The sequence below is a fragment of the Rothia sp. HMSC061E04 genome (genome assembly GCF_001813685.1).
Classification (GTDB): domain Bacteria; phylum Actinomycetota; class Actinomycetes; order Actinomycetales; family Micrococcaceae; genus Rothia; species Rothia mucilaginosa.
Genome location: NZ_KV813697.1, coordinates 51,980 through 73,740, shown reverse-complemented (window position 1 = coordinate 73,740; position 21,761 = coordinate 51,980). Strand labels below are relative to the sequence as shown.

General features: G+C 59.4%; 20 protein-coding genes and 1 pseudogene. 8 read left to right on the top strand and 13 right to left on the bottom strand.

What is annotated here, in order from left to right:
- Positions 1–120: 120 nt before the first annotated feature.
- Entirely contained in the window at positions 121–2,244 is a 2,124-nt protein-coding gene (locus HMPREF2927_RS02405; RefSeq protein ID WP_070685205.1) for an AMP-binding protein, read from the top strand.
- 168 nt (positions 2,245–2,412) lie between these two features.
- Here the strand turns inward: HMPREF2927_RS02405 and HMPREF2927_RS02400 are convergent, their stop codons facing one another.
- Complete coding sequence (locus HMPREF2927_RS02400; protein ID WP_070593578.1) at positions 2,413–3,501, bottom strand: C4-dicarboxylate ABC transporter substrate-binding protein; 1,089 nt, start codon at positions 3,499–3,501, stop codon at positions 2,413–2,415.
- Between the two features lie 233 nt (positions 3,502–3,734).
- Here HMPREF2927_RS02400 and HMPREF2927_RS02395 point away from each other — a divergent pair, with 233 nt between their 5' ends.
- Both HMPREF2927_RS02395 and HMPREF2927_RS02390 read left to right on the top strand, forming a co-directional pair.
- Positions 3,735–4,586: a transcriptional initiation protein Tat gene (locus tag HMPREF2927_RS02395; protein WP_070685203.1), complete on the top strand. Its 852-nt coding sequence runs from the start codon at positions 3,735–3,737 to the stop codon at positions 4,584–4,586.
- Positions 4,587–4,758: 172 nt separating this feature from the next.
- Positions 4,759–5,367, top strand: coding sequence for a DUF1269 domain-containing protein (locus HMPREF2927_RS02390; protein ID WP_049340211.1), 609 nt, complete (start codon positions 4,759–4,761; stop codon positions 5,365–5,367).
- 175 nt (positions 5,368–5,542) lie between these two features.
- Here the strand turns inward: HMPREF2927_RS02390 and HMPREF2927_RS02385 are convergent.
- Positions 5,543–5,692 (bottom strand): annotated as a pseudogene (locus HMPREF2927_RS02385) (C4-dicarboxylate ABC transporter substrate-binding protein); the annotation flags it as partial.
- A 142-nt stretch (positions 5,693–5,834) separates the two neighbouring features.
- The gene (locus HMPREF2927_RS02380) at positions 5,835–7,418 is read right to left on the bottom strand and encodes a DHA2 family efflux MFS transporter permease subunit (protein WP_070685201.1); all 1,584 of its coding nucleotides are present in this window, start codon (positions 7,416–7,418) and stop codon (positions 5,835–5,837) included.
- A gap of 268 nt (positions 7,419–7,686) precedes the next feature.
- On the opposite strand from HMPREF2927_RS02380, the gene HMPREF2927_RS02375 reads away from it, so the two are divergent.
- Positions 7,687–8,004 carry an acylphosphatase gene (locus tag HMPREF2927_RS02375; RefSeq protein WP_070685199.1) on the top strand — a complete coding sequence of 106 codons (318 nt, stop codon included), beginning with the start codon at positions 7,687–7,689 and terminating at the stop codon, positions 8,002–8,004.
- Positions 8,005–8,040: 36 nt separating this feature from the next.
- Here the strand turns inward: HMPREF2927_RS02375 and HMPREF2927_RS02370 are convergent, their stop codons facing one another.
- A complete protein-coding gene (locus HMPREF2927_RS02370; RefSeq protein WP_005507261.1) occupies positions 8,041–8,673 on the bottom strand; it encodes a GNAT family N-acetyltransferase in 633 nt (210 codons plus the stop codon).
- 263 nt (positions 8,674–8,936) lie between these two features.
- Between HMPREF2927_RS02370 and HMPREF2927_RS02365 the strand changes: the two genes are divergently transcribed.
- From HMPREF2927_RS02365 to HMPREF2927_RS02350, 4 genes are all read left to right on the top strand, one after another.
- Entirely contained in the window at positions 8,937–9,518 is a 582-nt protein-coding gene (locus HMPREF2927_RS02365) for a peroxiredoxin (RefSeq protein WP_070685197.1), read from the top strand.
- Between the two features lie 3 nt (positions 9,519–9,521).
- Positions 9,522–10,052: an alkylhydroperoxidase, AhpD family gene (locus HMPREF2927_RS02360; protein ID WP_070685194.1), complete on the top strand. Its 531-nt coding sequence runs from the start codon at positions 9,522–9,524 to the stop codon at positions 10,050–10,052.
- 146 nt (positions 10,053–10,198) lie between these two features.
- The gene (locus HMPREF2927_RS09215; RefSeq protein ID WP_070685342.1) at positions 10,199–10,639 is read left to right on the top strand and encodes a GNAT family N-acetyltransferase; all 441 of its coding nucleotides are present in this window, start codon (positions 10,199–10,201) and stop codon (positions 10,637–10,639) included.
- A 259-nt stretch (positions 10,640–10,898) separates the two neighbouring features.
- Positions 10,899–11,690 carry a trimeric intracellular cation channel family protein gene (locus HMPREF2927_RS02350; RefSeq protein WP_070685193.1) on the top strand — a complete coding sequence of 264 codons (792 nt, stop codon included), beginning with the start codon at positions 10,899–10,901 and terminating at the stop codon, positions 11,688–11,690.
- 99 nt (positions 11,691–11,789) lie between these two features.
- Here the strand turns inward: HMPREF2927_RS02350 and HMPREF2927_RS02345 are convergent, their stop codons facing one another.
- The 9 genes from HMPREF2927_RS02345 to HMPREF2927_RS02305 all read right to left on the bottom strand — a co-directional run bounded on the left by HMPREF2927_RS02345 (position 11,790) and on the right by HMPREF2927_RS02305 (position 21,622).
- Positions 11,790–12,539, bottom strand: coding sequence for an amino acid ABC transporter ATP-binding protein (locus HMPREF2927_RS02345; protein ID WP_070685191.1), 750 nt, complete (start codon positions 12,537–12,539; stop codon positions 11,790–11,792).
- Entirely contained in the window at positions 12,532–13,206 is a 675-nt protein-coding gene (locus HMPREF2927_RS02340; protein WP_070685189.1) for an amino acid ABC transporter permease, read from the bottom strand. The genes HMPREF2927_RS02345 and HMPREF2927_RS02340 overlap by 8 nt, the downstream gene beginning before the upstream one ends.
- Positions 13,207–13,228: 22 nt before the next feature.
- The gene (locus HMPREF2927_RS02335; RefSeq protein WP_070685187.1) at positions 13,229–14,044 is read right to left on the bottom strand and encodes a transporter substrate-binding domain-containing protein; all 816 of its coding nucleotides are present in this window, start codon (positions 14,042–14,044) and stop codon (positions 13,229–13,231) included.
- 270 nt (positions 14,045–14,314) lie between these two features.
- Complete coding sequence (locus tag HMPREF2927_RS02330) at positions 14,315–15,160, bottom strand: transporter substrate-binding domain-containing protein (RefSeq protein WP_070685186.1); 846 nt, start codon at positions 15,158–15,160, stop codon at positions 14,315–14,317.
- Positions 15,161–15,258: 98 nt separating this feature from the next.
- Positions 15,259–16,419, bottom strand: a complete 1,161-nt coding sequence (locus HMPREF2927_RS02325) for a trans-sulfuration enzyme family protein (RefSeq protein ID WP_070685185.1) — start codon at positions 16,417–16,419, stop codon at positions 15,259–15,261.
- 310 nt (positions 16,420–16,729) lie between these two features.
- Complete coding sequence (locus tag HMPREF2927_RS02320; RefSeq protein ID WP_070685184.1) at positions 16,730–17,881, bottom strand: trans-sulfuration enzyme family protein; 1,152 nt, start codon at positions 17,879–17,881, stop codon at positions 16,730–16,732.
- Between the two features lie 472 nt (positions 17,882–18,353).
- Entirely contained in the window at positions 18,354–19,358 is a 1,005-nt protein-coding gene (locus tag HMPREF2927_RS02315; RefSeq protein ID WP_070685182.1) for an Abi family protein, read from the bottom strand.
- A 297-nt stretch (positions 19,359–19,655) separates the two neighbouring features.
- Positions 19,656–20,162, bottom strand: a complete 507-nt coding sequence (locus HMPREF2927_RS02310; RefSeq protein ID WP_005509183.1) for a CoA-binding protein — start codon at positions 20,160–20,162, stop codon at positions 19,656–19,658.
- Entirely contained in the window at positions 20,162–21,622 is a 1,461-nt protein-coding gene (locus tag HMPREF2927_RS02305) for an O-acetylhomoserine aminocarboxypropyltransferase/cysteine synthase family protein (protein ID WP_070685179.1), read from the bottom strand. The genes HMPREF2927_RS02310 and HMPREF2927_RS02305 overlap by 1 nt, the downstream gene beginning before the upstream one ends.
- Positions 21,623–21,761: the final 139 nt, after the last annotated feature.

Sequence of the window (21,761 nt, the reverse complement as noted above, 5' to 3'; positions counted from 1 at the left end):
AGAGACCTGGCTCAACGACGTCGCAGCAACCCCCTCGCCAACGCACACACAGACCCCACGGTCACACAGACAGCGGCACGGTGAGCAAGGGTGCTAATGCCAGCAACCGATGGGAGAATAATGGGACTGCCCACCCCCTACTCGTTCACCGACCCGCTGAGCCCCACCCCGAACCCCGCCCACGAATCTGACGAGGCGCGCGTCGCGTTCTGGGAGAAGCAGGCGCAGCGACTCACCTGGGCTGAGCCCTGGCACACCGCGCACCGCTTCGAGAAGCCGAAGTCCCTCGGCTTCGACGAGGACGGCATCGAACAGTTCAACATCCCCGAAATTAAGTGGTTCGAGGGCGGTAAGCTCAACGTCGCCTACAACTGTGTAGACCGCCACGTCGAGGCGGGCCGCGGCGACAAGGTAGCCCTCTACTTTGAAGGTGAACCCGGCGACCGCGAAGCCATCACCTACGCAGAGCTGCAGCGCCGCATTGCGAAGGCAGCGAACGGCCTGCTGTCTCTGGGTGTGCGCAAGGGTGACCGTGTGGTCATCTACCTGCCCGTCATCCCCGAAACCATTATTTTCACCCTCGCCTGCGCGCGTATTGGCGCGATCCATTCCCTCGTCTTCGGTGGCTTCTCCGCTGAGGCGCTGAAGTTCCGTGTGGAAGACACCGGCGCGAAGGTCCTCATCACCACCGACGGCCAGAACCGCCGCGGCAAGGTCGTTCCCGTGAAGGTCAACGCCGACGAGGCATGCTCCGGTGAGAACAACATCGAGCACGTCATCGTGGTGGACCGCACCAGCGCCTCTGACCCTGTAGAGCACGCCGCTGTGCCGTGGACTGAGGGCCGCGACGTCTGGTACCACGACCTGGTTGACGATCAGCCGGATACTCACGCCTACGAACTGCACGACGCAGAAGACCCGCTGTTCATTATTTACACCTCCGGCACGACCGGTAAGCCCAAGGGCCTGGTGCACACGATGGGCGGCTACCTGGTGCAGACCGCGTACACTCACGCGCTGCTGTACGATCTGCTGCCGGATTACGTGGACGAGAACGGCGTGCTGCGCCCCGACGAGCTGTCCGCGGTCAACGACCCCGAGAAGGTTGAGTCCACCGTTCACTGGTGCACCGCCGACCTCGCTTGGGTGACCGCACACACCTACGAAATCTACGGCCCGCTGGTTAACGGTGTCTCCGAGGTGATTTACGAGGGCACCCCGAACACCCCGCACTACGGTCGCCACTTTGAGGTCATCGAACGCTACGGCGTGACCAACTACTACACCGCCCCGACCCTGATTCGTTCCCTCATGGGTGCGTTCCCGAACGGCCCAGAGCCCGGTAAGTACGACTTCTCGACCGTGCGTCTGCTCGGTTCGGTGGGTGAATCCATTAACCCGGAGGCGTGGCGTTGGCTGCGTCAGCACGTGGGCGGCGGCACCGCGGCGTTCATCGACACCTGGTGGCAGTCAGAGACCGGTTCGACCGTGTGCTCCCCGCGCCCGCACGACCCCGCGTTCGCGCCCGAGGGCACCTACCCGGAGGGCACCCCGCACTGCACTCCCCTGCCCGGTTGCGCTACCCGCGCCGTTCCCGGCGTGTCCACCCGCGTGGTGGATGAGCACGGCGACCCGGTCGAACCCGGCAAGCAGGGCTTCATCGTGGTCGATAAGATTGGCCCCTCGATGGCTCGTGCCGTGTGGCAGAACCCGCAGCGTTACCTGGATTCCTACTGGCGCCACTACGGCGAGCGCGGCTGGTTCCTCGCTGGCGACGGAGCGAAGGAAGACGAAGAGGGTAACGTGTACATCCTCGGCCGTATTGATGACGTGATTAACATTTCGGGTCACCGCCTGTCCACCATTGAGATTGAGTCGGCACTGGTGACTCACCCGGCTGTGGTTGAGGCTGGTGTCTGCCCCGTGGAGGATGAGCTGACCGGTCACCAGGCGGTCGCTTACGTGACGCTCACCGATGAGGGTAAGGGCCTGACTGAGGATGAGCTGAAGGCGGCGCTGACCGCACACGTGCGTGAGCACATTGGCCCGATTGCTAAGCCGAAGGACGTTGTGGCGGTTGCCGATATCCCGAAGACCCGTTCGGGTAAGATTACTCGCCGTCTGCTCGGTGAGCTGTACCAGGGCCGTTCTTTGGGTGATGTTTCTTCGCTGCAGAATGAGGAGGCGCTGGGCCACATTGCGCAGGTGCTGGTGGATACCGGCCGCGTGAGCGAGGCTGTCTAGGCTCTGTTGCTGAGCTGAGCACTGTGCCGAGCTGCACGCTGCGCTGAGCTGAAAGCTACATAGAGTAAAGGTGCGGATACCGAATGATGATTCGGTATCCGCACCTTTTGCTATGCCATTTTACTGAGCTGACAAGGCTCTCTGTTGGCGTTGCGCCACCTATTCAGCCTACTTAATCAGGCCCAGCGAACGAGCGTGTTCGGCGGTAATACCGCTCGGCTCAATGTGCTCGGGGCCCTTGTCCTTCTCGGGGTGCTCGGTCGCCTGGAAGCGGATCATCTTCACATCGTTTGCGGCACCCAGGTTCGTGATCATGCCGTCACCGTTCAGGTCCACGGACACCGGCTCGGTGTCGATTTTGCCGTTGCCGTTGAAGTCAATCGGCTGGTTGGCGGGCTTGCCCTTGTACAGGAAGCCAGCCGCGCGGGGACCGAAGCCACGCGCCTCGTACAGCTTCGCCTCGTTGAGCATGCGGTATTCGGCGGTGGAGTAGCCGAAGTAGCGGCTACCGTCAGCCATGGGCACGCCGGTGAGGGTGTACTGGTAGTTCATGACGCTGTAGTAGTTGGGCTTGTAGTTGATTTCGTCCCAGCCGCCGTGGCTCAGTGCGAGGTTGTGGCCGAGCTCGTGCACGAACACTGCCACGCGGATGTTGCTGCTTGCCTCGCCCCAGAAGGTCGGGCCGACGGTGACCATAAAGTTACGACCGCCAAAGTTAGCGATACCGGAGGAGTAGCTGTTGTCGTAGTAGTCGCCCCAGATCATGTAGTGGAAGGTGCCTTCGCGGGCGGGGTTGAACTTACCTTCGGTTGCCTTGATTCGGTGGAGCGCCTTGAATTCGCTGTCGAGTGCCTGGTAGCTGATTTCGTTGCCGCCGCCCAGGTTGTACTTGGCGCTGCGGGCGCTACCGGCGTCCAGGTGGATGTTCACGCCGGTAGTGCCGTCGGGGTTGCGCAGGGGCAGGTCGGCATAAATCTTGGTGATGCGGTCCAGTTCGTCTTCGCTGGGCAGCAGACCTGCCATGTAGTCCATCTCAACGAAGATGTCCTTGTGGTTGGGGTCTGCGCCCATTGCGGGGAAGTCGACGTCGATTTTGCCGTCGCCGTCAGCGTCGTAGCCCTTCATTTCCCAGGTGTTGGGGATGCCGTCGCCGTCAATATCGGGGCTGTAGGCGTTTGCTGCGGGGGCTGCGATAGTGCCCAGGCAGAGCACTGCGAGGGAGGCAAGCGTGACGCGTGCACTCTTCATAAATGCCATGTTGTGTTCCTTCAGTGTGTGGTGACCGGTGGTGTTTCTGTGGAGTTTTCCGGGAGGGCGTTCTCCACGGTTTCCATGATGCTCCCGTTTCACGTATTAGGTGAGCTGGGTGCCGCAATGTTCATACATTGAAGTAAAAGTTGAGATAATTTTGAAGATGAGCTGAATTACATTAGAGTATCAGTAATTCAAATCACATGCATCACCACATTTTTCACAACAAGAGAGATCCCATGACTTCTTCCTCGAACACCACTAACGGTCTGAACCGCCGCGCACTCATCAAGGGTGCCGCATGGAGCACCCCCGTCATCGCAACCGCCGCAGCGGTACCCGCCTACGCGGCATCCACCGACGCGCAGGAAACCCCGACCCTGAAGTTCGGTGTCTTCACCCAGGCGTTCAACTCGAACCCCTCCAACGACTTTGATACCCGCTACGGTCTGGACTCCTACACCGTGCAGGTTCCCAACATCAGCGCAACCTCCACCACCCCGCAGAGCCGCGGCGGCGGCACCTTCACCCCCGGAGGTAGCGTCGGTGCCGGCCTGTACGGTGGCGCGGGTCTGTGGATTTCCGCACCCATCAACTCCAAGGGCGAGTTCCAGGGCAGCTCCTGGCTGTACCCTCAGGCGCATCTGCAGGTGACCTTCGAGTTCACTTTCCCCACCGCCGAGGATGTCACCGACCCGCTGCTGTGGGATGTCGATAACGACGTTGAGATCCCGGCACTCGCCAAGAGTGCGGGCGGCGCAAAGACCAACAACCCCGCCGTGGCGGCGTTCAACGGCATCGCATACACTGCGAAGTTCTACGAGCCGGTCATCGAGGACAACGTCTGGACCGGCGTGCTGGATATCCGCACCTCCGACTACCTGGAAGCCACCGCGAAGGACGGCGTGAGCTACGCGCAGGTGCTGGCTTCGCTGGTTCCGGTGTACTTTACCAAGGTGACCTCCAGCTACACCCTGACCACCACCGCTCAGATCACCAGCGGTAGCGTCGCAATGCAGCTGACCGAGGGTGGCGAGTACACCTTCAAGGATCTGGCTGGTTTGCGCGCTTCGGCAACCATCAGCCGCTAACGCCACAGCAAGCAGAGAGGGGCCCGGCATCCATACTGGATGCCGGGCCCCTCTCTGCTTTAGGACTCAGCCTACCGGCTGCCGCCGAGGTAAATTGTCGCAAAAAGTAGTTCCCAAAAAAAGAGAACTGTATTACAATGTATATATAGTCTTTAGGAACGAGGTACCAACTATGGAAAACCTAGTAATTTCAGTCTTTAACACCGAAAGCGAAGCTTATCAGTCCTTTGCAGATTTGAAGGCTTTCCGCCAAACTCAGACGACCAAGGTTGCTCAAATCGCCCTGGTCAAAAATGAAAACGGTCATATCGTTGAAAAAGAACGCTATGACTTTGAAGATTCAACGACGGATGCAACCCTAAAAGGTGGCTTGCTCGGTGCAGTTATCGGGCTTTTGGGTGGTCCTATCGGCGTCTTGTTTGGTTATGGTATGGGTAGCCTCTATGGTTTGGCTGCTGGTGCTACCGTTGATACGGCAGAAACTGGCCTGATTGACGTTGTTTCTCAGAAATTGACTAACGGTGAAACAGCCGTTGTTGCCTTGGTGCAAGAAGACAACGAAGCAGTCATCGATGCTTACTTCACCAAGTACGACACCCAAATCATGCGTTGGGATGTAGCAACCGTCGTAGCCGAAATCGAAGCAGCTCTGCAAGTCCAAGAAGACCTCTACAACCAGGCGCGTGCACAGATGAAGGCTGAACGTAAAGCCGAACGCAAGGCTAAGCTTGAAGAATTCAAGGCGAATGTCAAAGCAAAGTTTGACAAATTGAAAGCGTAAGCACCCAAGCATCTCATAAAAAATAGGCTATCTACTTCTGGTAGATAGCCTATTTTTTTAAAAACTAGATTTTAGAAAGAGGAAGTGAGGATTTTGGCTCAAGATCTTGAACAAATCAAGGAAGACAATGGCAAAAATACCAAACTCAAGGTGGGGATTTTAGCCATCTCTCTTTCTCCAGGTGGATGTTCACGCCGGTGGTGCCGTTCGGGTTGCGGAGGGGAAGCTGGGCGAAAGATTCGGTGATACGGTCCAGCTCATCCTCGCTAGCGAGCAGGCCAGGCATGTAATCCATCTCGACGAAGATGTCCTTCTTCAGCGGGTTATTGCGCTCTCACGAGGTTTCAACACCTCAGGGCAACAATAACCCGCTTCATCATACACAGCGCTTACATGCCTTGTCCCGGTGTACGCACCGTATTCGCGTTGAGATGGCGAACATTACGTAAAAGCGCTCTGATAAGCCTCTATTTAGTGTTTTCTGCCTCAGTCTCCACCTCAGCGTTCTGTGCGGCGCCCTTCGCCTCGGAGGTCTTCATGGAGGCATAGAACAGGCACACGACCGCGCCCACCGCCGCGGCAACCAGGGGCAGCATCATGGAATCAGCCATTGCCGCCGCGTAGGGTTCACGCAGGACCTGCGGAAGCACGCCTCCAGCAGCGCTGCCGTGAGAGCTACCGCCCGCTGCGGCAGCCGGACCCAACGCGGACAGGTGCGAGGTAATCGCAGAAGCCATAATCGTCGTAATCGCAGCCGAACCCAGCACCGACGCCATCTGGCGGGTCTCGTTGTACACGCCCGAACCGGCACCGGCACGCTGCGGCGGCAGGTTACGGGTCGCAGACACCGACAGCGGACCCCAAATGCAGGCGTTCGCCGCACCCAGAATAATCATCGGACCAACCATCAGCCACAGGTTGCCTTCCGCAACCATCGTCGGGCGGAGCAGAGCAAAACCAACAACCATCAGCGTAAAGCCAATCACGGCAATCCACTTCGGGTCGTTACGGTTCAGACGCGCACCCACCACCGGCGCCAACGCGCCCGAGAACAACGCCATCGGGGCGGTCATCAGCGCAGCCTGGGTCGGGTCCAGGCCCTCCACCTGCTGCAGGTACAGGGTCAGCGGGAATGCCATGCTGATAGCGACCACACCCATAGCGGAGATAGCCACATTCGACACGGAGAAGTTACGGTCACTGAACAGGCTCAGCGGAACCAGCGGCTCACGCGGGTTAATAGCCTGCCAACCAATGAACAGACCCAGCACCAGAATGCCGGCAATAATCAGACCCCACACGCTCACCGCAATACCGGTGCCCAGGAACGAATCGGTCATGGTGCCCCAGTCGTAGGTGGCACCTTCCTGAATACCGAAAACTAGCAGGAACAGACCGACCGCCGAAAGCACCACGCCCAACCAGTCGAAGCTGTGCTTCTTCTGCTCAAACACCGGCACGTTACGCCACGCCAAGAACAGACCGACCAAACCCACCGGAATGTTCACGAAGAAAATCCAGCTCCAATTCAGGGCATCCACGAGCACGCCGCCCAGAATCGGGCCAACCAGCGAGGCGACACCCGCCGTCGCACCCCAAATACTCATCGCAACACCGCGCGCATTCGGCGGGAACATCAGCGTAATCAGAGACATGGTCTGCGGGGTCATCAGCGACGCACCCAGGCCCTGCACCACGCGGGCAGTAATCAGCGATTCAACGTTCGGTGCCAGACCACACCACAAGGAAGCAAGCGTAAAAATAGCCATACCGATCATGTACAGGTTCTTCTGACCGAAGCGGTCACCCATACGGCCGGTAATGAGCAGCGGCACCGCATACGCCAGCAGGTAGGCGCTCGTCACCCACATGCCCGCCGACAGCGACGCATCCAAATCCTGCAGCATGTGCGGCAGGGCGATGGTGACAATATTGCCATCCACCAGGATCATGAAGAAGCCAACAACCAGGGACCAGAGAGCAGGCCAGGGCTTGTAGGGTGTCTTCGCCGGGTTACCGACGAGAGGCGCTTTCTTGGGGCGTGAACTCAATGATCCTCCAGCGGATGAGCGTTGCGGGTACAGTCTGTGTGTTCAGCGTTGCCGCTGATAAATATCACCCCATCTTACTCCCCTTGTGGGCGCGGCTCCGGTTGCTCTACCCTAATCAGCGCTTAGCAGCCGCTGACCGGCGAGCGCGCGGCACCTCGCCGGGCGCGGGCCGAACCCTCTAGACTGAAGCTATAGAAGCTATCAGAGCGCCACCACCGGCGCTCACCCACATCAGACCACCCCCAATGAGATGACCCCGGGAGGACCCATGGGTTTCTTTGATTTCTTCACCGACCGCACTCCGGCAGAACCCGCCGAAATCCGCCTCGTCGCTTTTGTCAGCGGCAAAGTGCAGGGTGTGGGCTTCCGCTGGTGGTGCGCCGGAACCGCCAAGCCCATGGGCCTGACCGGCTACGCCGAAAACCTTGACGACGGGCGCGTGAAAGTCGTTGCGGAGGGTACCTCCGTCTCCTGCGCTCGCCTGGTAGATATTCTGCGCGGCGGCGACACCGCGGGCCGCGTGGATGAGGTGCTCGTCGAGTGGGAGGAGCCGTCCGGCTCGTTCCGCGGCTTCGGCATCAGGTAGCGCGGACTAAAGTAGCGCGGTTTAGCTAGCCCAGAGCTAGTCAGACCAGAGCGCCGCGAACTGGGCGCGGGTCATATCGGCGCGGCGCACCCGATGCTGCACCGGGTGGCCGTTCTCGTCGGGGCGGCCGGAGCTCGGGTCAATATCGTCGTAGATGCCGGTGAAACCCGCTTTAACCGCCACTCGTTCGGAGGGCTCGTTACCCGCCAGGGCGGTCCAGCGCACACTCTCAAGCCCCAAGCCAAGCGGGTCGAAAGCGTAGCCGAGGACGGCACGCAGCGCCTCGGTCATGTAGCCCTTGCCGCGCACTTTCGGGGCGGCATAATAGCCCAGTTCGGCGCGGGTTCCGGGGCTTTCGGGGGTGCCCTCGGGCAGGCGCAGTTCAATGGTCCCGGCAAACACGCCGGAGGCGTCAATCGCCCAACGCTGAATCTGCCCGGCGGCAATCTGGCGGGCGGTGGTGAGCAGGTAGTCTTCGGCGTCGGCGCGCGTGTAGTTCAACGGGAGGCGGGTGTAGCGGAGGGTTTCTTCGTCGCGGCAGGATTCCACGATGTCGGGGATGTCCGCCTCGCACAGGTGGCGGAGGGTGAGGCGCTCGGTAATGAGTTCGGGCTGGTTGGGCTCTACGTGTTCGCTGTGCTCAGAAAAGTCGCTGTGTTCGGGGGTCATGGTTCGAGCTTAAACCCTGGGGTTTACATGTGGGATTTGCGCATGGATATTTGCACGGGGGAGATTTGCACGTAGAGAAGCTTTTTGGACACCCCAGAATGTTCGGTGATGCAAATCATAGTTAAACCTTCGGGTTTTATTCCAACACCACTTGATTATTATGAATTATTCATAATAAAATAGTTATCGAGCCCGCCCACTGGGCAGTAAAAATAAGCGCCGCGCAACGAATCCGCGCGGTACAAAGCAGAAAGAAGAACACTATGGCAGTTCTGACCATCGGCGACCAGTTCCCCGCATACGAGCTCACCGGCGTTGTCCCCGGTAAGCTGGCTGACATCGAAGCAACCAAGCCCGAAGACTACTTCACCACCGTCTCCTCTGAGGGTCTGGACGAAGACACCTGGCGCGTCGTCTTCTTCTGGCCGAAGGACTTCACCTTCGTTTGCCCCACCGAGATTGCTGCATTCGGCAAGCTCGCTGACGAGTTCGAGGCACGCGACACCCAGGTAATCGGTGTTTCCGTTGACAACGAGTACACCCACTACGCATGGCGCCGCTCCCACGAAGAGCTCGTGGACCTGCCCATCGTCATGGCATCCGACCTCAAGCGCGAACTGACCGCAGCACTGGGCATCCTGAACAAGGACGGCGTTGCAGACCGCGCAACCTTCATCATCGATCCCCACAACACCATCCAGTCGGTCTCCATTACCGCTGACTCCGTCGGCCGTAACACCGACGAGGTGCTCCGCCAGCTGGACGCACTGCAGTCCGACGAGCTGTGCGCATGCAACTGGAAGAAGGGTGCAGAGACCATCGACGCATTCAAGGAGATGAAGTAATCCATGAGCATCGATAACCTGCGTTCGGCTCTGCCTTCCTACGCGAAGGACATGAACCTCAACCTGTCCTCCCTGCCCCGCATCACCTCCCTGTCCGAGCAGCAGCTCTGGGGCGCAATCCTCGCAACCGCAGCAGCAACCAAGATTGACTCTGTCGTTGTTGAGATTGCTGCAGAGGCTAAGGAGCACCTGAGCGACACCGCTTACGAGGCTGCTCTGGGTGCTGCATCCATCATGGGCATGAACAACATCTTCTACCGCACCCGTGGCTTCCTGAACGGTGCATACGATGACCAGCGCGCAAACCTGCGTATGCAGATCATCGGCAAGAACGGTGGCATTGAGAAGCTGGACTTCGAGATGTTCGCTCTGGCAGTGTCCGCAGTCAACGGCTGCTCCCACTGCGTTGAGGCTCACGAGCACACCCTGCGTGAAGAGGGCGCAACCAAGGAGCAGGTCAACGACCTGATTCGTATTGCTGCAACCCTCGGTGGCGTGGCACAGGGCATTCAGCTGGCTGAAGCACTGGGCTAAACCCACTAAGCGTTAGAGCTTACACAGAAGCGGCGCGTCCACCCCTTTACGGGTCGGATGCGCCGCTTCCTCTATGCCCTCAAGCCCAGCAACGTGTTGGGCAGAAGTTTCTAAACTTCCCCGATTTGGCGCTATACAATGCCTGTATGCAGTACTGTATTTTGGACTCCACTAGCCCCTATCCCAGCGTGAAAGAACTCACAGAGCTTTACGATTCTGTCGGCTGGAGTGCCTATACCAAAACACCCGAACGTCTCATCCCGATGGTGGAAGGATCGCGGTATCTTTACACCGCACGAGAGGCAATCACGGACGGAATGGGACGGCTCGTCGGGCTAGTCCGCGCCGTCGGGGACGGACACTCTATCGCCTACATTCAGGACCTCCTAGTGCATCCGCACGCCCAACGACAGGGCATTGGTTCTGCGCTTCTAAAGCGTGTCATTGAGGACTTTGACCGAGAAGACATTCGACAGCGACTCATTACTACCGACGTCGGTACTGAACACGCCGTTGCGCTCTACAAACGCTACGGCTACGCCCCCGTAGAGGCGGCAGGATGCATCACCCTTGCATGCTATCGATAAGGCAATTCTCATACGGCTCGACTCGTTCAAGCTGGCTAAGGCACTGGGCTAAACCACTAAGCCGTAGAGCTTGAAACAAGCGTCTCTCAACTAGGAGCAGAGGCGGCGGCGGGTCTACAATAAATCGGTGCCATTTCAGGTACGCGCACAGGCAAACAGAGCCGTATGCGGTGATAACGTCGTCACCCGACCCCCCCGTTGCGCGCACTTCCCCTACCGACACCCACAGCACACGCATCACGTACGCAGGAGAACGCCCATGCACGAGCTCTTTGACCCAGATCAGGTATTCCGCATCGTCGACATTGCCGCCGTTGTCGCTAACGGCCTGCTCGGCGGTGCTGTGGCGCGCGCCTTCCGATTCGACATCGTGGGCTTCCTACTGCTCGCGGTCGCCTGTGGCATGGGCGGCGGTATGATTCGTGACATCCTACTGAACTCCGGACTGCCCGTGGCTCTCACCGACGGCGGCTACTGGGTGGGTGCTATCGTATCTTCCATCCTTGCGTACAGCATCGATTTGAGTGCCCGCTGGGCGACCCGAACCATGCTCATCATTGACTTCATCGGTATGGGTGCGTGGGCGGCAACCGGCACCATTAAGTCCCTGAACTTGGGCCTGCACTGGCTACCCGCTATTGCACTGGGTGTGACCACCGCGGTCGGTGGCGGCGTTATCCGTGACATTATGGTCAATCGCATCCCGGCGATCTTTGGTGGTAATTCCCTGTACGCGACGGTCGCGTTTGTGGGTGCTTCTGAAACCGCTCTGGTAACCGGCTTGTTCCACCGCCCTAACCTGGCGATGGCACTGTCTATCATCCTGTGTCTGGTGTTTGGTGTGCTCTCCCATATGAAGAATTGGCAGCTGCCGACCACCCCGGCTGAGCTGCGTGTGCCTCGCCCGCGTCTCTTCACTTTTGGTAAGCAGGAGGACCGTGCCGTTGCTAATGAGGGCTGGGCCCCTGGTGCTCCGCTCACTGAGCAGCTTGAGGTAATTAATGCTGAGCAGCTGGAGGAGTACCGCCGCTCCAAGGGGCTTTCAGAATAAAACCGATATATGCTGAATATAGAATATAGGCTGGTTTCCGCTTGTCAGATGCTTATCTGACAGCCAGGAACCAGCCCATATTTACTATGTACAGTACAGCTAAATCGTGTACTCGGTGCTGTCGTACACGGTCAAGAACTTACGGATACGCTCATCATCCGAAACAAAGAAACCGGTCGGCTCCCCGTTATAACGCAGGGTACCGTTCTCCAGGAACACGATACGATCCGCGACCTTCTTCGCAAACGCCATATTGTGCGTCACGATGACCAGGGAGCGGCCCTCCTTCGCCAGCTGCATCAGCACGCGGATAACTTCCGCCTCCAGCTCGGGATCCAGCGCACTCGTCGGCTCATCAAAGAGCAGGTAGGAGGGTTCCAGTGCCAGGGCGCGGGCAATCGCCACACGCTGCTGCTGGCCGCCAGAGAGGGCGTCCGGGTAGGAATCCACCTTGTCGGCAAGACCCACCTTCGCCAGCAGTTCGCGGGCACGCTCCTGCGCCTGCTGAGCATTCAGGGTGCCGTTGAGGGTCGGGGCGAGCGCCACGTTCTTCAACGCCGTATAGTTCGGGAACAGGTTGAACTGTTGGAACACCATCGCCGAACGGGAGCGAATATCACGCACCTGCGCGTCGGTGAGCTTCTGGCTGTAATCCACCTGCGCGTCATCAATGGTAAGCGTGCCGGACTGCGGGGTCTCCAGCAGGTTCAGGCAACGCAGCAGAGTCGACTTACCGCTACCGGAGGGACCCAGAATCACCGTGGTCTCGCCGTCGGGGATGTCCAGGCTAATGTTCTTGAGCACCTGCGTTTCACCGAAGCTCTTCGACAGGGATTCAACGCTAAGCATTGTTGCTCCTCACGTAACGGTTGCTGTACTTCTCCAGCGCCGACTGTGCGGCGGTCAGCAGAGTGAAAATCACCAGGTAAATGATGGCGACCTCGGAGTACATTGCCAGCGGCTCGAAGGTACGCGAAGCGATCTGCTTACCGGTCTGGAACAGGTCAACCATCGAAATGACCGACACCAGCGAGGTGCCCTTAATCAGGTCAATGAAGTTATTGCCCAGGTTCGGCAGAGCAATACGCACCGCCTGCGGAATAACCACGTGGCGCAGGGTCTGCATGCGGGTGAAGTTCAGAGTTGCCGCCGCCTCAAACTGGCCGCGTGGAATAGCCGCCACCGCGGAACGGAAAGTCTCCGCCACGTACGCGCCGGTGTGCAGGCTCATCGTGATGATTGCGGCACTCCACACGTCCAGAGCAATACCGATCTTCGGCAGGCCGTAAAAGACGATGAACAGCTGCACCAGCAGCGGGGTGCCGCGGAAAACCCAAATGTACACCCACGCCAGCCAGTTCACCGGTGCGAAGCGGCTCGTGCGCGCGCCAGCAGAAACAATTCCCACCAGCAGCGCCACCGCGAAAGAAATCAACGACAGCGGAATGGTCACTGCCAGGGTCGAACCCAGCAGCTGGGGCAGGGACTCAGCCCAAAGATTCAGGTAGCGTTCCATGAACGGAACTCAGCTCCTTTAATTAGTTCTTCGGGGAGAGGTCTTCGCCCACGTACTTCTCGTAAATCGCCTTGATGTCACCGTTCTGCAGGTGCTTCTTCAGCGACTCGTCGATAGCGTTACGCAGGGCGTCCTGGCCCTTAGCCATCAGGATGGAGGAGTTGCTTCCGGTGCCCAGGTCACCGGAGAGCAGGCGCAGGTTAGCGTTCGGGTGCTCCTTGAGGTACTCAGCGAAGGACACGGAGTCGTTCGCGGTCATCTCTGCACGGCCCGAGAGGACCTGTTCGATAGCCTCATCGAAACCGGAAACAACCACAATCGAGGCGCCCTTCGCCTCCACCATCTTGCGGAAGTTCGAGGTCTCAGACTGCGCCGAGGAGTGCCCGGAAATCTCGCTCACGTTCTGCAGGGAAGAATCCTTCTTCACGGCAACCTTCGGCTCCGAGTAGAGGTAGGGTACGGAGAAGTCGTACTTCTGCTTACGCTCATCGGTTGCAGAAACGTTGTTGATGACGATGTCGTAGCGGTCAGCATCCACGCCGGCGATCAGCGAATCCCAGGGGGTTTCGGTGAACTCTGCGGTCACGCCCAGGTCCTTAGCGACCAGGTCGATGATTTCCTTCTCGAAACCGACCAGGGTTCCGTTCGAGTCGTGGAAGGAGAAGGGGCGGTAGGTGCCCTCCAGGCCCACACGGATCTTGCCAGCAGACTTAATAGCCTCCAGCTTGTTGGTGCTGGATGCGGTGCTGCTGGACGAACCGCACGCTGCGAGTAGCGCAGCCAGGCCGGTGAACGCGGAGCCTGCGAGGACGGTGCGGCGGTTAATCATTGCGGACATAGTGTTCTTCTTTCGTGTGGTGGTTGATGCTCTTGTAGTTGCGGGTTGTCACCCTGCGGTAACCCGGGGGCATCGTGCGGTGTGCCCCTCTCTGCGGGTGCAACGCTGGCTATCCTACAGCTATTCCCGGTGGGAAAGAATTCAACGTAACATTCCGTCATATTCTCTCATCGGTTCAGGATAAGCCGCAGAGACATTAACCACGACACAATTTCAGAAGTCCTGGCGGGTGAACCCTTTCCGGGCCCCTTCCGAGCCTTTCACGAAAGCTTAGGAGGCGGGGCTCAAGTCCTCGCTCACATGCTTCTCGAAAATTGCTTTGAAGTCGCCGTTGCCCAGGTGCTTCTTGATGGAGGCGTCAATCGCATCCTTCAGCGCGGTCTGGTTCTTGGGCAACAGAACGGCGACGTTGGTGCCGGGGCCGACCTCACCATCCAGCAGGCGCAGGTTGGCGTCCGGGTGCTCCTTGAAGTACTCGGCGAAGGACACGGAGTCGTTGGCGGTCAGCTCGGCGCGACCGGTGAGCACCTGCTCGATAGCCTCGTCAAAGCCGGTGACTTCGATGATGGTGGCGCCGCGTTCCTCCACGAGCTTGCGGTAGTTGCTGGTGGCGCTCTGGGCGGCGCTATGGCCGGAGATTTCGGAGGCGTTCTTCAGGCTCGAGTCCTTCTTCACGCCCACGCGGGCACGGGAGTGCGCGTAGGGCACGGAGAAATCGTACTTCTTCTTACGTTCCTCGGTGGGTGCCACGTTATTGAGCACGATGTCGTAGCGGCCCGCGTCCACGCCGGCGATAAGCGAGTCCCAGGGGGTTTCGATGTACTCGGCGGTCACGCCCAGATCCTTGGCGAGGGTCTCGGCGATGTCGTACTCGAAGCCGGCGAGCTTACCGGAGGCGTCGTGGTAGGTGTAGGGGCGGTAGGTACCCTCCACGCCGATGCGGATCTTGCCCGCGGACTTGATGGACTCCAGCAGGTTGGAGGAGCTCTGTGCGGAGCCTGCGCTGGAGCCATTACCGCCGGAGCAGGCGGCGAGCAGGCCGGCGGTTCCGGCGAGGGCCGCGCCCAGTAGCAGGGAGCGTCGGTTCAGCACGGCGGAGGTGTTGAGAACGGTCATTCTTGGTTCCTTAATCTACGTTGATGTGTGGTGTAAAAGTTGAAATCTGCGGTATGTACCGGCGACGTTCGCCAGCGGTATGAACCGGCGGCACGAACCTAGCCGGAGAAGGCGGCCTTCAAGCCAATCTCCAGGGCCGCGATGAGGTCCTGAATATCCTCAATGCCGATTGCCAGGCGCACGAGGCGGTCATCCACGCCGAACTCGTCGCGGTGCTCCTGGGCGTAGGCGCCGTGCGTAGTGTGCGCGGGCAGGCTCACGAGCGATTCGATGCCACCCAGACTCACGGCGTTCACGAAGATGGGCAGAGAGCGGGCGAAGGCCTGCGCGTCGCCGCCGTCCTTGAGCAGCAGCGAAAAGACGGAGCCGATGCCGCGGGCCTGACGGGACTGCACCTCCGTCTGTTCCTCGGAGGAGCTACCGGCGTAGAAAATCTTCTCGACCTCGGGGCGCTCGGAGAGGAACTCGATGAGCTCGCGGGCGTTCTGCTGCTGGCGTTCCAGGCGCAGGGCCAGGGTCTTCACGTCCTGTAGCAGGCGGTAGGAGTCAATCGGGGGCAGCAGCGCGCCGCTGACGAGCTGACCGCGGTGCAGCAGAATGGCCAGGTCGGGGTCGTTCGTGGCTGCGACACCGGCGAGCAGGTCGGCGTGGCCGGCCAGGAACTTGGTGGCAGATTGCACGGTGATGTCAGCGCCGAGTTCCAGGGGACGCTGCAGGTAGGGCGTCATGAAGGTATTGTCCACGATCAGCAGGGCGCCGTGGCGGTGCACCAGCTCCGCAACCGCGGCAATGTCGGTGACCTGCAAGGTAGGGTTCGTGGGGGTCTCAAGGAAGACGACCTTCACGTCCGGGGTGAAGTCCTCATCGCTCAGGGTCGTGAAGTCGCTGATGAAGCGGGTCTTCACAGCGCGTTTAGTCAGCTCGGTGGTCGCGAAGCGGTAGGTGCCGCCGTAGGTCGGCATGCCCAGTAGCAGGGTGTCGCCCGCCTCCAGAACGCCGAGGGCCGCCGCGGTTGCCGCCATGCCGGAGGGGTACGCGTAGGCGTGCTCGGCCCCCTCAAGCGTGGCGAGGGTCGCCTGCAGGTTATCGCGGGTGGGGTTCGCGCCGCGCTGGTACATGTAGGTGGTGTCCTCACCTGCGGTACCGAAGGCGCTAGCCAGGTAGACCGGCGGCACGGACGCATCGTAGCGGGCATCGTGCACGGCGTGGATGGTGCAGGTCGTGAACCCGGTCGGTTCGAGCTGGTTCTGCTGGCTCATGGTGGTTCTCTTTCGTCCGGCTACCCCGAACGCGGGTGTAGCTGTGTGTGTCGTCGTGTATCTGAGATTTACCCTACCCGCATTTTTTATGCCGTTCTAGCTAAACTTCACGGGGGTTAATATGTTCACGCAACGTCATATAAAAATGCGGTGAGGGTACACAAAATACCCGCATTAAAAACATTCTTTTACATTGAAAGAAATACATTAATCCGGGTATTTTGAGTAATTATTATGGGTGACATTACACCGCGTATTTAGGGCACCTCGAATCACGCGATACGGTCGTGCGGCGCCTCATGTTCAGGGACTATGCCTGATGCGCCAGGGCTGCGGTCAGGCCGCGCTCCAAATCCTCGATAATGTCCTCAATCTCCTCGATGCCGATGGCCAGGCGGATGAGGTTGTCGCTCACGCCATATTCGTCGCGGTGCGCCTGCGTGTAGGCGGCCTGCACCATGAGCGCGGGACGAACCACCAGCGACTCGATACCGCCCAGGCTCACCGCATGGCTGAAAATCTTCAGGGCTTCGAGGAACGCGGGCAGGTCTGCGCCGTCCACCAGCTCCATGGAGATGAGCGCGCCCAGGCCGTTCGCCTGGCGGGCGTGCACCTGCGCCTCATACTCGCTGTGCGAACCCGCGTAGAGCACGCGCTTCACGGCGGGGTGCGCCTCCAGGTAGTTGATGACCTCGATGGTGTTTTTCTGCTGCTGGGTCAGGCGTAGCTTGAGGGTCTTGACCTCCTGCAGCAGGCGGTAGGAGTCGGTGGGCGAAAGCATTGCGCCGGTAATCATCTGCAGGTGCCAGAGGCGCTCAGCGAGCGCGTCATCATTGGTTGCGGCGACGCCTCCGAGTAGGTCGGCGTGGCCGCCCAGGTACTTGGTGGCGGACTGCACGCTGATGTCTGCACCCAGGTCGAGGGGCTTCTGCAGCAGCGGGGTCATGAAGGTGTTGTCGACGACCACGATTGCGCCGTTGCGGTGCGCGATTTCGGCGATGGCGGCGATGTCACTCACGCGCAGTAGCGGGTTGGAGGGGCTCTCCAGGAACACCATGGTCACGTTGTCGGTGAAGTCCTCGTCGGTGAGGGCCGTGAAGTCGCCGATGAAGCGGGTCTTGACGCCGCGGGCGGGCAGCTCGATGGTCGCGAAGCGGTAGGTGCCGCCGTAGGAGGGCATGCCCAGCAGCAGGGTCTCGCCTTCCTTGAGGATGCCGAGGGCGGCAGCGGTGGCGCCCATTCCGGAGGGGTAGGCGAAGGCGTGCTTGGCGCCTTCGAGGGTTGCGAGCGTGGTTTCGAGGGCCGCGCGGGTGGGGTTGCCGCCGCGCTGGTAGTCGTAGGGGCCTTCGGTGCCGTCACAGGGCTGGGCGTAGGTGGTGGTCGTGTAGATCGGAGGCAGGATGGAGCCGTACGGGTTGTCGCGGTCCGTAGTGTGAATTGCCTTCGTCGTAAATCCGGTCATGCTGTCCTCGGCTAAGGTTATGCATAAAATGCGGGGGATAAATATATTGCTAGCTTATGGCTCTTTTTGGGAGCTGACTAGTTTTTTCTTTTCTGTGACCGAGTAACTTTTTATGACCGAAAAATAGCGTTATATTTCGACATTTTGGACATATATTTCGTCATATTTCGCGCGTGAAAAGACCCGGCGGTCGGTACGCGTGTGTGCTGAGTACCGGCCGCCGGGCTCCACACTAGGATACCGGCTCAGCACCCCAGAACATAAGGGTAGGTTTACCTTAAAGCTGAACTGCCCTCCACTAGGGGCGATGCTGCGCCCTCAATCTCGCCCCAACACGCCGGATGCCCTGCCGGGTATTACACCGGGCATAGAAGGAGGGGCGCACCCGGGAATCACCCGGGTACGCCCCTCTCTTAACCCCATGAGAACGCCAGCATCATAATGCGAGGTAGCTGCGGGACTGTCGCTGTTTTTAGAAGATTTTCTGCGAACCTACGCCAACGCAGTAGCTTTCATCCTGCTCCACTAAAGCTTTTATCGCTTTCCACGCCGCCCTCTGACGACGGGTGTTTCCCTGCAAAAGAGCAACGTTAGCGAAGCTGACCAACATACCTTTCGGGTCTGCCTCGCGAAGGTCCTTAGCAAAAATTTTGGGCTTTGCAGAGGTATCAGTCGTCGGCATCCTCCAGAGGCGAGAACCATGAGCTACACGGTTCCTCAGAGTGGTCAGAGACCTAAGACGGCCCTCAAAGTGCTTATGGTTCACCCCCATACGCTCTGCGGTCTTTTTATAGAGCAACATCTTTTCAGGATCTCCAGTCTCAGTGGAGGTTTCTGATGCATAACTTTGGACCACTGCGTGGGAGAGAAGTCCCAGAGAAAACGAATCAACAACAGACCACAGAGGAAGCTCTTTTTGCATCATCTCTCGAAGCTCCTCAACGTCTTCCCAGTCATCCAGGTTTTCAGAGGGGGTTTTAGAGGAACTTTTAGCGCAGGATTTCCACCACTCCTCAATACGCTCACGAACGTACGGTTCACGGTATCGCAGGATATGCCGCATCATATCTTTGATGAGGGCATCTACTGGCCTGTCCTGGTCCATACAGATATATGCATCCGGGTTGAGATACTCATGGGGACTACGATAAGTGCAGAATACGTCCACCCATGCAACTCGAATCGCTTGTTCGCTCTGCCTCATGTACCCGTACAGGAGGGAAGAGACCTTCACATCCATGCGCACAAGATTTAAAACATCCGAGATGCCTGAGTTTTCGGGTAGAAGCCCCTCGCTCTTGTACTTGTTGTAATTACGAAAGTATCCCAGAAGGTAGTGGAAATTAGAGCATGCAAGCATGTCTCGGTCATCATCGCTCAGGGTCGTTCCCTGAGGAAAATATCTCTTGGCAACAAGGTATTCCCTCTGGTCCTCTATTGAAGGCAGAAATACGCACGATTCCTTGGGCAAAACCACTGCTCTCCTTACTCGGTTCGCCGTAGAACCGAACATAAAAAAGGACCCCCTCGAGATGCGCTTGAATCAGAGGCGGAGGGGGGACTGTTACTACAACAATAACATTGGAGCTACACGCGCTCAAGGAATCTGGGTGTTTTCCCTGGTCATCTTATGGTTGCTTATATCACTACTTCGTCCTCAATGAAGGAGGGGCGCACCCGGGAATCACCCGGGTACGCCCCTTCCGTTCAAACGCTAACGAGCGCCTGATTTTTTGTAATTACAAGCTACAGCGGCTTATACAGCACAGGTTGCTTACTTCGACAGCACCTGACGCTTCGAAGAAATCACGCCCGTGTTGAAACCAGCCAGGTGCAGGCCACCGTGGAAACGCGCGTGCTCAATCTTCACGCACTTATCCATCACCACGTTCAGGCCGGCAGCCTCACCAATCGCGGCGGCCTCCTCACTCCAGGAGCCCAGCTGCATCCACACGGTCTTCGCGCCCAGATCTACAGCCTCCTGAACCACGCCCGGCAGGTCCTCATTACGGCGGAAAATCTCCACCAGATCCGGGACCTCCGGCAGGTCCTGCAGCGACGGGTACACCGGCTGACCCAGCACAAGCTTGCCCTTCGCCGCCAGAATCGGGTTCACAAAATACAGCTTGTACGGCGACGCCGACTGCAGGTACGTTGCCACAAAGTACGAGGCACGCGAAATCTTATCGCTCATACCCACAATCGCGATCGTGCGGGTATTACGCAGAATGTTCAGACGCTCAGGGGCGGAAGGACCCACCCAGGTACGCTTCTCAGTCATTACTTTTCCTCCTGAGTGGTAGTAGGCAGGGAGCAGGATGCGCCAGCAGCAGCCTCAGCGGCGGCAGCGTCCTCGGCGGCCTTAGCGGCGGCAACCGCCTCCTCAGCCTCCACAACCTTGTCTGCGCTGGACTCGCCCACACGCTCACCGGCGTGGTTCAGGCCGGTCGCGTAGGTCAGCGCCTGATCCAGGTCCCAAATGATGTCTTCAATATCTTCCAGACCCACGGAAATGCGGATCAGGTCCTCACCGACACCGCCAGCAGCCAGCTGCTCAGCGGTCAGCTGCTGGTGCGTGGTCGAACCCGGGTGCAGCACCAGGGTGCGGGCGTCACCGATGTTCGCCAGGTGGCTTGCCAGCTGCAGGGCACCGATGAACTCGCCGCCGACCAGGCGGCCGGAAGCCTTCTCGGTCGCCTTCACACCGAAGGAGAACACAGAACCGACGCCCAGCGGCAGAAGCTTCTTCGCACGCTCGTGGTGCGGGTGGTCTTCCAGACCGGCGTAGTTCACGTAGGCGATACGCTGATCCTCAACCAGCCATGCGACAACCTGCTTAGCGTTCGCCAGGTGCGCGTCCATGCGCTGCGGCAGGGTCTCAACACCCTGCAGCAGGTTGAACGCGGACTGCGGGCTCAGCGACGGGCCGAAGTCACGCAGCTGCTCAGAACGCAGCTTAGTCAGGAAACCGAACTCACCGAAGTTACCCCACCAGGACACGCCGTTGTAGGAGGGAACCGGCTCGGTCATGGACGGGAAGTTGCCGTTACCCCAGTTGAAACGACCGGACTCGACGACGATACCGCCGAGGGTGGTGCCGTGACCGCCCAGGAACTTGGTGACCGAGTGAATGACGATGTCCGCGCCGTGCTCGATGGGGCGGATCAGGTAGGGGGTGGACAGGGTTGCGTCCACGACCAGGGGGATGCCCGCCTCGTGGGCGACCTCTGCGAGGCCTTCCAGGTCGGCAACCTCACCGGAGGGGTTCGCCACGATCTCGGTGTAGATCGCCTTGGTGTTCTCGGTCAGGGCCGCCTTGTAGTCGGCGGGGTCGGTGCCGGGCACGAAGGTGGTCTCAATGCCGAAGCGGCGCAGAGACACGTCCAGCTGGGTGACGGTGCCGCCGTACAGCTGGGAAGATGCCACAATGTGGTCGCCCTGCTGGCACAGAGCCGCGAAGGTGATGAACTCGGCAGCCATGCCGGATGCGGTCGCTACCGCACCGATGCCGCCTTCGAGGGAGGCGATGCGCTCCTCCAGCGCGGCGACGGTCGGGTTGGACAGGCGCGAGTAGATGTTGCCGTACTTCTGCAGGGAGAAGAGGTTCGCGGCGTCGTCAGCGTCTTTGAAAACGAAGGAGGAAGTCTGGTAGATAGGGACCGCGCGGGCACCGTGTTCAGCGTCGGGGGTGCCGCCCGCGTGTAGTGCGCGGGTGCGGAAGCCGAAAGTGTGTTCAGCCATTGGTTTGCTCCTGGTGTATCTGCCCGCCTGTGTGCGGGGAGTCGATAGTGGCTCGACTTTATACTGTGCCACCGGCGGCGGGGTGCACCAAGTGCGGGTGCCTATATGTCGTTTATTGCGGATTATGACGGGGCTATTT